A 7,601-nucleotide genomic window follows, 5' to 3' on the forward strand; every position below is an offset into this window, starting at 1 on the left:
TTTTTGTGTACCGCGCCGAAGCCGTCAAGCAAGGCCCTTCGGGCCTTATCGCAACCTGCGACAGCGGCTACAGGTTCACATCATTCGCCGAGGATCTGGCCGATGCTCGGGTCCTTGAACAGGCGGGTCAAGGCATCGCTGAGTACGTCGCTGACCAGCTTGGTATTGGTTTCCTGGTTCGGCGCCATGCCGAAACGCTGGTCCAGGGAGGCGCCGTAACGACCACTGTAACGACGGTTGGCGTTCTGCACATCGGAGCGGAAGGTCGCACCGATGGTGGCCTCGGTCACGTACAGGCCTTCCTTGGGCGACTGATACTTCAGCTCGGCCAGGGTCACAGTCAGCTGTGGGGCATTCAGCGCGTTGGCGGTCGGGGTAAAGCCCAGCAGGCGTACCGCAGCTTCGGCCTGGGCCTGCAGCTTCGGCAGGATCTGCGCGCCCTGGACGGTAATCGCGCTGGTTTCAGGGTAAAGCCCGCCACGGGTACCCAGGGTCGGCGACGGACGGCCGTCGACCACTTTCACGACCACCGGCTGGCCATGGCCGACCGGCGCGAGCTGAGTGGTGAGCTTCGGTTCCGGGCTGAGTTGTTGCGGGCTATGGGCGCAACCAGCCAGCGTCAAACTGGTCACAGTGATCAAACCGAACAACAGGCGTTGCAACATGCTCATTTCTCCAGAAATCAGGCACAGACAGGCGCGCAGTATAGCGGGGGTCGGCGGCCGCTAACCAGCGGCCCGGCGCGAGTCAGTCAGCTCTCATACAGGTTCGGTGCCAGGCGCTTGCTGTAACCTCCCCGTCACGAGCGTTACATGGCCATGTAACGCCCAGGCGGCATTCTTCATCGCAACTGCCCAACAGGTACATCGCCATGCATTTCCTCTGGTCCTTGTTCGCTCCGCGCCAGAAATACCGCAGCTTCGCCAAGCTCGACCCACAGGGCCGGTGCCAGGCGTTCAAGCACTGCAAAGTGCCGCCAATGGGCGACGGCTGGGTGGAAATCGAGGAAGTCCGTCTCAACTGGTTGCACCAGCCGCTCCCCGCCAGCGCCCGTGTCAGCCCACGCATTGCCCGCGCCCGGGTACAACCGATGATGGCTACCTGACCAAAAGCCTAATAAAAGTCATTAAACAGGATCATTTCTGCGCGTTTCTTCGTTACAATCTCCCCCCGATTATAAGGACGTCTCCTGATCGGGCCTCGCAGCATCGCTGACGCATCAGCATCAGCTCCCCCGCATTGCCCACAGAGAGCCGCCCACACAGATCGAGTGAAGCCGGCGTGCTTGCTGTTCATCTTGCAAACCACCGCTTTTCGCGCATCTGCAGAGCTGCCATTGCTCGGCCACTGAGCTGTTCGCCCGTTAATGCCACGTGTTCCATGTCGGCATTCACCCCTCGGGCCGGTGCCAGGCTTGGACAGCCCTTTTTTGAGGTTCACGTCTTCAAAAGAGCGTGAAAAAACGGGTTTTCACAACTTCACAAGAGTGTGGCGAGCAAATGAATAGTTTTGCGTCTGTACTGGCACCATTAGCGTCTACAACAGCCCGATTACACAGGACCGAGCACGCCTCAGATACTTGCGCTTGAAGCCTGTCCACTACGGATTTGGTTGCACAAACGGACTCTTGACCATAAGTCGAATTGCCCGCCCTGCCCTGAAATGCGTTCATACGCGGATCAGGCCTGGTTGGTAGCGTCCGTCGAAGTTGCGAAAAATTGCGAAGATTCGGACATGGCGATCCTGGCCATGAGTGACCTGGGGCATAACGTGAACCGCCCCCTACTCCTGGCAGCTATGCCGTCAATTTGGTGCTGCAGATTTTGGAGACGCGTTAATGGCGCATAACGAAGCAGTAGACGTCGTATTGGTTGGGGCCGGCATCATGAGTGCCACCCTCGCTGTACTGCTCAAAGAACTCGACCCCGCGATCAAGCTGGAAGTCGTCGAGCTGATGGATTCGGGTGCCGCGGAAAGTTCCAACCCGTGGAACAACGCCGGTACCGGCCATGCCGGCCTTTGTGAGCTGAACTACACGCCACAGGCCGCCGACGGTTCCATCGATATCAAGAAAGCCGTGCACATCAACACCCAGTTCGAGGTGTCGAAGCAGTTCTGGTCCTATCTGACCAAGAAAGGCACCTTCGGCTCGTCCAAGTCCTTTATCAGCCCGGTGCCGCACCTGAGCTTCGTCCAGGGCGAGAACGGCGTGTCCTTCCTGAAGAAGCGCTATGAAGTGCTGAGCAAGCACCACGCTTTCGCGGACATGGAATACACCGAGGACAAGGCCAAGATGGCCGAGTGGATGCCGCTGATGATGCCTGGCCGCCCGGCTGACGAACTCATCGCCGCCACCCGTGTGATCAATGGCACCGACGTCAACTTCGGCGCCCTGACCAACCAGTTGCTCAAGCACCTGACCAGCGCACCCGATGCCCAGGTCAAGTACTGCAAGCGCGTGACCGGCCTGAAACGCAACAAGGACAACGGCTGGACCGTGAGCATCAAGGACGTCAACAGCGGCAACAGCCGCGACGTCGATGCCAAGTTCGTGTTCCTCGGCGCTGGCGGCGCGGCGCTGCCGCTGCTGCAGGCTTCGGGCATCGAGGAGAGCAAAGGCTTCGGCGGCTTCCCGGTCAGCGGCCAGTGGCTGCGTTGCGACAACCCGGAAGTGGTCAAGCGGCACCAGGCCAAGGTCTACAGCCAGGCGGCCGTAGGTTCGCCACCCATGTCCGTGCCGCACCTGGACACCCGTGTGGTCGATGGCAAGAAATCCCTGCTGTTCGGACCTTACGCCGGCTTCACCACCAAGTTCCTCAAGCACGGTTCTTTCATGGACCTGCCGATGTCGGTTCGCGCCGGCAACATCGGCCCGATGCTGGCGGTGGCTCGCGACAACATGGACCTGACCAAGTACCTGGTCAGCGAAGTGATGCAGTCCATGGAGCAGCGCCTGGAATCCCTGCGTCGCTTCTACCCTGAAGCCAAAGCCGAAGACTGGCGCCTGGAAGTGGCCGGCCAGCGGGTGCAGATCATCAAGAAAGATCCGAAGAAAGGCGGCGTGCTGCAGTTCGGCACCGAGCTGGTCGCAGCCAAGGACGGCTCTCTCGCCGCGCTGCTTGGCGCTTCGCCAGGCGCTTCGGTGACTGTCTCGATCATGCTCGAACTGATCGAGCGCTGCTTCCCGGCCAAGGCGACCGGTGAGTGGGCCAGCAAGCTCAAGGAAATCTTCCCGGCCCGTGAAAAGGCCCTGGAAACCGACGCTACGCTGTACCGCAAGATCAACAGCGAGAACAACGTCAGCCTGGAGCTGGTCGAGCAGAGCAGCGAAGCCGAAAGCTACGCTTAAGCCGCGCTCATGAAAAACGCCCCGCTCTCTTGGAGAACGGGGCGTTTTTTTATGGCCGCTTAAAGACAACCACAGCCGGCGCAGCGCGTTTTCAGCCGCGGGCTTTTTCGATCAGTTCGATGTAATCGGCGGCGTTGCGCTGGTCCTGGATCAGGGCCACGAAGTCCTTGCCATGTTCGTCCTTGCCATCCAGGTCGTAGCCGGCCTCGACGAAGAACACCAGGAAACGTTCGAAATCGTCGATACGCAGGCCACGATAGGCCTTGATCAGCTTGTGCAGGGACGGCGAAGTGGCGTCGGCCGGCTCGAAATCGAGGAACAGTTTGATCTGCGCATCGCCGATCTCGTCACCAATCACTTGTTTCTTATCTTTACGCATTGCCGACTCCAGCTCGCAGACATTTCACGGGGCAGGCAGTTTACCCCCAGGCCGCGTCGGGCCTCAACGCGAGCGTACCGCGCCGGTGTGCAGATCGGCCCAGATGTGGCCGTTGGCGTAGCTGAGGAACTGGCAATACACCGTGTCGTTGCGCAGCAGGTCCATCACCACCCGATACTGGGCCAGCGGGTAGAACAGGGTGAGGGTCTTGGTCTTGTCGTCGAACTGCGGCTTTTTCAGGCTTTTGCTCTCGCCGTCGAAGTTCACCAGCACCTGGCTGATGGTCGCGCCCTTGTTCAGCGGCTTGCCCTTGAGGCGGACCAGCAGCGGCGAGGTCACCGGGATCGGTTGCTGGTTGGATTGGCGCTGGCTGCCGATGACCACCGAGTACTCGGTGACCTGCAACAACTGTTGCTGCTCGGGGGCGGCATCACGCAGGGTCAGGTCATCGGGAGGCAGGAACTGCGCGTGCATGGGCGCAGGGGCGGCGGCCAGGGGCAGGCTCAGGATCAGAAAAAAGGCCGCGCAACTGCGAATCAAAAGGCTCATGAGGGACTCCAGGCAAGAGTGATGCACTCTAGCATGGGTTGTCCTTTCCACCCTGTAGCCGCTGCCGCAGGCTGCGATAGGTCCGCAGGACCTCTGACATCCTTGAGATCGCTACGAGCGTGCCGCTCGATCGCAGCCTGCGGCAGCGGCTACAGGCGCGAGGACGGTGCTCAGTCGAACTGGGCGCGCATCCAGGCCTGGTATTCGGCCACACCCGGCTCGCCTTCGCGGGGCGCCCAAGCGGCCAGTTCGCCTTCGCCGACCGGACGATAAGGCCCGGCCTTGCATTCGAACATCAGGCTATCGGGCTCAAGCACCACCAGGCCGTGGTAGACGCCGACCGGCAGGTCGACGCCCATGCAATCCCCACCCGCTTGCAGCACCCGCTTGCCCAGCACTTGACCGGCGTCGTCGAAAATCAGCAGGCCCAGGCGCCCCTTGAGCACCAGCAGGGTCTCGGCCTTGTCGTCGCTCAGGTGGCGATGGGGCGGGATGTAGGTGGAGGGCTGCAGCCCCACCGCCATGCGGTGACAAGGCTCTTGCATCTGATGGAAGTTGTGGTGGTGGCGACCACGGGGGCTGGCCGAGGCTTTTTCGGCCAGTTCGGCAAACAGCGACTGATCCAGAAAGCTCGGCCCGCTCATGATTCACATGCCCTTGACGGCAAAGATGCCGGCAGCGTTACGCCAGTAACCCTTGTAGTCCATGCCGTAACCGAAGATGTAGCGATCCACGCATGGCAGGCCAACGTAGTCGGCTTTCAGGTCGGGACGGGCCTTGCGGTCGTGGTCCTTGTCGATCAGCACGGCGGTGTGCACCGCACGGGCACCGGCGTGTTTGCAGAAGTCGATGATCGCGCCCAGGGTATGACCTTCGTCGAGGATGTCGTCGATGATCAGCACGTCACGGTCGATGAAGGACACTTCCGGCTTGGATTTCCAGAACAGCTCGCCGCCGCTGGTTTCGTTGCGATAGCGGGTGGCGTGCAGGTAGGAAGCTTCCAGCGGGAATTTGAGGTGAGTCAGTAGCTTGCCGGAGAAGATCAGGCCACCGTTCATCACGCAGAAAACCACCGGATTGCGTTCCGCCAGTTGTTCATTGATTTGTGCACCGACTCGGGCGATGGCCGCCTCGACCTCAGCTTCGGTGTACAGGCAGTCAGCCTCGCGCATGATTTGACGGATATGCTCGAGATCAGCGGACATGGCGCTCTCCAGGGGGGTGGCAGTTTCGGAAAAGCGAGCAAAGGTACGCATCCGGCCCGGTCGAATCAAGCGTTTCTGGACTAACGTACTTAGATGTCTATAGGACAACACCCTCGGATAGATTAATCTAGGCCGGTTTTTTTGCCCGCCGCCGGAGCCTTTCCCTATGCCCATCCGTGAGATCCGCCATCCGCTGATCCGACACAAACTTGGCCTTATGCGCCGCGCCGACATTAGCACGAAGAACTTCCGCGAGCTCGCTCAGGAAGTCGGTGCCCTGCTGACGTACGAAGCCACCAAGGACCTGCCACTCGAATCCTATGAAATTCCGGGTTGGTGCGGCCCTGTCCAGGTCGAGAAGATCGCCGGCAAGAAGATTACCGTGGTACCTATCCTGCGCGCCGGTATCGGCATGCTCGAAGGCGTGCTCAGCCTGATCCCGGGCGCCAAGGTCAGCGCCGTGGGCGTAGCCCGCAACGAGGAAACCCTGCAGGCGCACACCTACCTGGAAAAACTGGTTCCGGAAATCGACGAGCGCCTGGCCATGATCATCGACCCGATGCTCGCCACCGGCAGCTCCATGGTCGCGACCATCGACCTGTTGAAAAAGGCTGGCTGCAAGGACATCCGCGCCATGGTGCTGGTCGCCGCTCCCGAAGGCATCGAAGCCGTCGAGAAAGCTCACCCGGACGTGACCATCTACACCGCTTCCATCGATCAGAAACTCAACGAGCACGGCTACATCATCCCGGGCCTGGGCGATGCCGGCGACAAGATCTTCGGCACCAAGCAGAAGGACGCCTGAGCATGCAGGATGAGTTCAACGATCCGCTCTGGCGCCAGGTGCTGTCTGGCGCGCAGATGCTCTTCGTGGCCTTTGGCGCGTTGGTGTTGATGCCGCTGATTACCGGTCTCGACCCCAACGTGGCGCTGTTCACGGCGGGTCTCGGGACTCTGTTGTTCCAGCTCGTGACCGGGCGCCAGGTGCCGGTATTCCTGGCCTCCAGCTTTGCCTTCATCACCCCGATCATTCTCGCCAAGGGCCAGTTCGGCCTGGCCGCGACCATGGGCGGCGTGATGGCGGCCGGTTTCGTTTATACCTTCCTGGGCCTGGCGGTGAAGATCAAGGGCACCGGTTTCATCGACCGGCTGCTGCCGCCGGTGGTGATCGGTCCGGTGATCATTTCCATCGGCCTGGCCATGGCGCCGATCGCCGCCAACATGGCGATGGGCAAGGCCGGCGACGGCAGCGAGCTGATCCATTACCAGACGGCAATGATGATCTCGATGCCGGCGCTGCTGACCACCCTGATCGTCGCGGTGTTCGGCAAAGGCATCTTCCGCCTGGTGCCGATCATCTCCGGCGTGCTGGTGGGCTTTGCCCTGTCGTTCTACTTCGGTGTGGTCGATACCGCGAAGATCGCTGCGGCGCCCTGGCTGGCCCTGCCGCACTTCACCGCGCCGGAGTTCAACTGGCAGGCGATCCTGTTCATCGTCCCTGTGGCCCTGGCACCCGCCATCGAGCACATCGGCGGGGTGATCGCGGTCGGCAGCGTGACCGGTCGCGACTACCTGAAGAATCCTGGCCTGCATCGCACCCTGTTCGGTGACGGCATCGCCACCACCGCCGCCGGCCTGTTCGGCGGTCCGCCCAATACCACCTACGCCGAAGTGACCGGCGCGGTAATGCTGACCAAGAACTACAACCCGAAAATCATGACCTGGGCGGCGATCTTCGCCATCAGCCTGGCGTTTATCGGCAAGTTCGGCGCACTGCTGCAAAGCATTCCGGTACCGGTGATGGGCGGGATTCTCTGCCTGTTGTTCGGCTCGATCGCAGCGGTGGGCATGAACACCCTGATCCGTCACAAGATCGACCTGGGCGAAGCCCGCAACCTGGTGATTGTCTCGGTGACTCTGGTGTTCGGGATTGGCGGGGTATTGATCGGTACCGGTACCGGACCGGACGACTTCGGCCTGAAAGGGATCGCCCTGTGCGCCATCGTCGCGATTGCGCTGAACCTGATCCTGCCGGGCAACGATAGCTGGAAGAACAAGAGGGCTGACGAACCGCTGATCTGAGGATCTGCGTCAACCGGAAACCTATCGCGGGCAAGCC

At 61.1% G+C, this 7,601-nt stretch carries 9 protein-coding genes; 4 read left to right on the plus strand and 5 right to left on the minus strand.

Annotated elements, in window-relative coordinates:
* Positions 1–80 precede the first annotated feature (80 nt).
* Positions 81–665 (minus strand): YajG family lipoprotein, encoded by a 585-nt coding sequence (locus tag PVZ80_RS18235; protein WP_009045547.1) that lies wholly within the window; start codon positions 663–665, stop codon positions 81–83.
* Positions 666–871: 206 nt separating this feature from the next.
* On the opposite strand from PVZ80_RS18235, the gene PVZ80_RS18240 reads away from it, so the two are divergent.
* Both PVZ80_RS18240 and mqo read left to right on the plus strand, forming a co-directional pair.
* Complete coding sequence (locus PVZ80_RS18240) at positions 872–1,105, plus strand: hypothetical protein (RefSeq protein WP_009050772.1); 234 nt, start codon at positions 872–874, stop codon at positions 1,103–1,105.
* A 732-nt stretch (positions 1,106–1,837) separates the two neighbouring features.
* A complete protein-coding gene (mqo, locus tag PVZ80_RS18245; RefSeq protein ID WP_273864328.1) occupies positions 1,838–3,349 on the plus strand; it encodes a malate dehydrogenase (quinone) in 1,512 nt (503 codons plus the stop codon).
* A gap of 91 nt (positions 3,350–3,440) precedes the next feature.
* On the opposite strand, the gene PVZ80_RS18250 is transcribed toward mqo, so the two are convergent.
* From PVZ80_RS18250 to PVZ80_RS18265, 4 genes are all read right to left on the minus strand, one after another.
* Positions 3,441–3,728 carry a PA4642 family protein gene (locus PVZ80_RS18250; RefSeq protein ID WP_007928384.1) on the minus strand — a complete coding sequence of 96 codons (288 nt, stop codon included), beginning with the start codon at positions 3,726–3,728 and terminating at the stop codon, positions 3,441–3,443.
* A 63-nt stretch (positions 3,729–3,791) separates the two neighbouring features.
* Positions 3,792–4,277 (minus strand): hypothetical protein, encoded by a 486-nt coding sequence (locus PVZ80_RS18255; protein WP_038635049.1) that lies wholly within the window; start codon positions 4,275–4,277, stop codon positions 3,792–3,794.
* A gap of 170 nt (positions 4,278–4,447) precedes the next feature.
* A complete protein-coding gene (locus tag PVZ80_RS18260; protein ID WP_063432944.1) occupies positions 4,448–4,921 on the minus strand; it encodes a WbuC family cupin fold metalloprotein in 474 nt (157 codons plus the stop codon).
* Positions 4,922–4,924: 3 nt separating this feature from the next.
* A complete protein-coding gene (locus PVZ80_RS18265; protein ID WP_007928381.1) occupies positions 4,925–5,482 on the minus strand; it encodes a hypoxanthine-guanine phosphoribosyltransferase in 558 nt (185 codons plus the stop codon).
* Positions 5,483–5,648: 166 nt separating this feature from the next.
* Between PVZ80_RS18265 and upp the strand changes: the two genes are divergently transcribed.
* Positions 5,649–6,287: a uracil phosphoribosyltransferase gene (upp, locus tag PVZ80_RS18270; protein ID WP_007928379.1), complete on the plus strand. Its 639-nt coding sequence runs from the start codon at positions 5,649–5,651 to the stop codon at positions 6,285–6,287.
* 2 nt (positions 6,288–6,289) lie between these two features.
* The gene (locus PVZ80_RS18275; RefSeq protein WP_101283488.1) at positions 6,290–7,564 is read left to right on the plus strand and encodes a uracil-xanthine permease family protein; all 1,275 of its coding nucleotides are present in this window, start codon (positions 6,290–6,292) and stop codon (positions 7,562–7,564) included.
* The last annotated feature ends 37 nt before the right edge of the window (positions 7,565–7,601 follow it).

It is taken from the genome of Pseudomonas sp. B3G-3 (assembly GCF_028640915.1).
GTDB classification, from domain to species: domain Bacteria; phylum Pseudomonadota; class Gammaproteobacteria; order Pseudomonadales; family Pseudomonadaceae; genus Aquipseudomonas; species Aquipseudomonas chlororaphis_I.

Coding starts and splice junctions, on each gene's coding strand:
- PVZ80_RS18235 (WP_009045547.1), bottom strand. CDS start 665: ATGTTGCAACGCCTGTTGTTCGGTTTGATCACTGTGACCAGTTTGACG.
- PVZ80_RS18240 (WP_009050772.1), top strand. CDS start 872: ATGCATTTCCTCTGGTCCTTGTTCGCTCCGCGCCAGAAATACCGCAGC.
- mqo (WP_273864328.1), top strand. CDS start 1,838: ATGGCGCATAACGAAGCAGTAGACGTCGTATTGGTTGGGGCCGGCATC.
- PVZ80_RS18250 (WP_007928384.1), bottom strand. CDS start 3,728: ATGCGTAAAGATAAGAAACAAGTGATTGGTGACGAGATCGGCGATGCG.
- PVZ80_RS18255 (WP_038635049.1), bottom strand. CDS start 4,277: ATGAGCCTTTTGATTCGCAGTTGCGCGGCCTTTTTTCTGATCCTGAGC.
- PVZ80_RS18260 (WP_063432944.1), bottom strand. CDS start 4,921: ATGAGCGGGCCGAGCTTTCTGGATCAGTCGCTGTTTGCCGAACTGGCC.
- PVZ80_RS18265 (WP_007928381.1), bottom strand. CDS start 5,482: ATGTCCGCTGATCTCGAGCATATCCGTCAAATCATGCGCGAGGCTGAC.
- upp (WP_007928379.1), top strand. CDS start 5,649: ATGCCCATCCGTGAGATCCGCCATCCGCTGATCCGACACAAACTTGGC.
- PVZ80_RS18275 (WP_101283488.1), top strand. CDS start 6,290: ATGCAGGATGAGTTCAACGATCCGCTCTGGCGCCAGGTGCTGTCTGGC.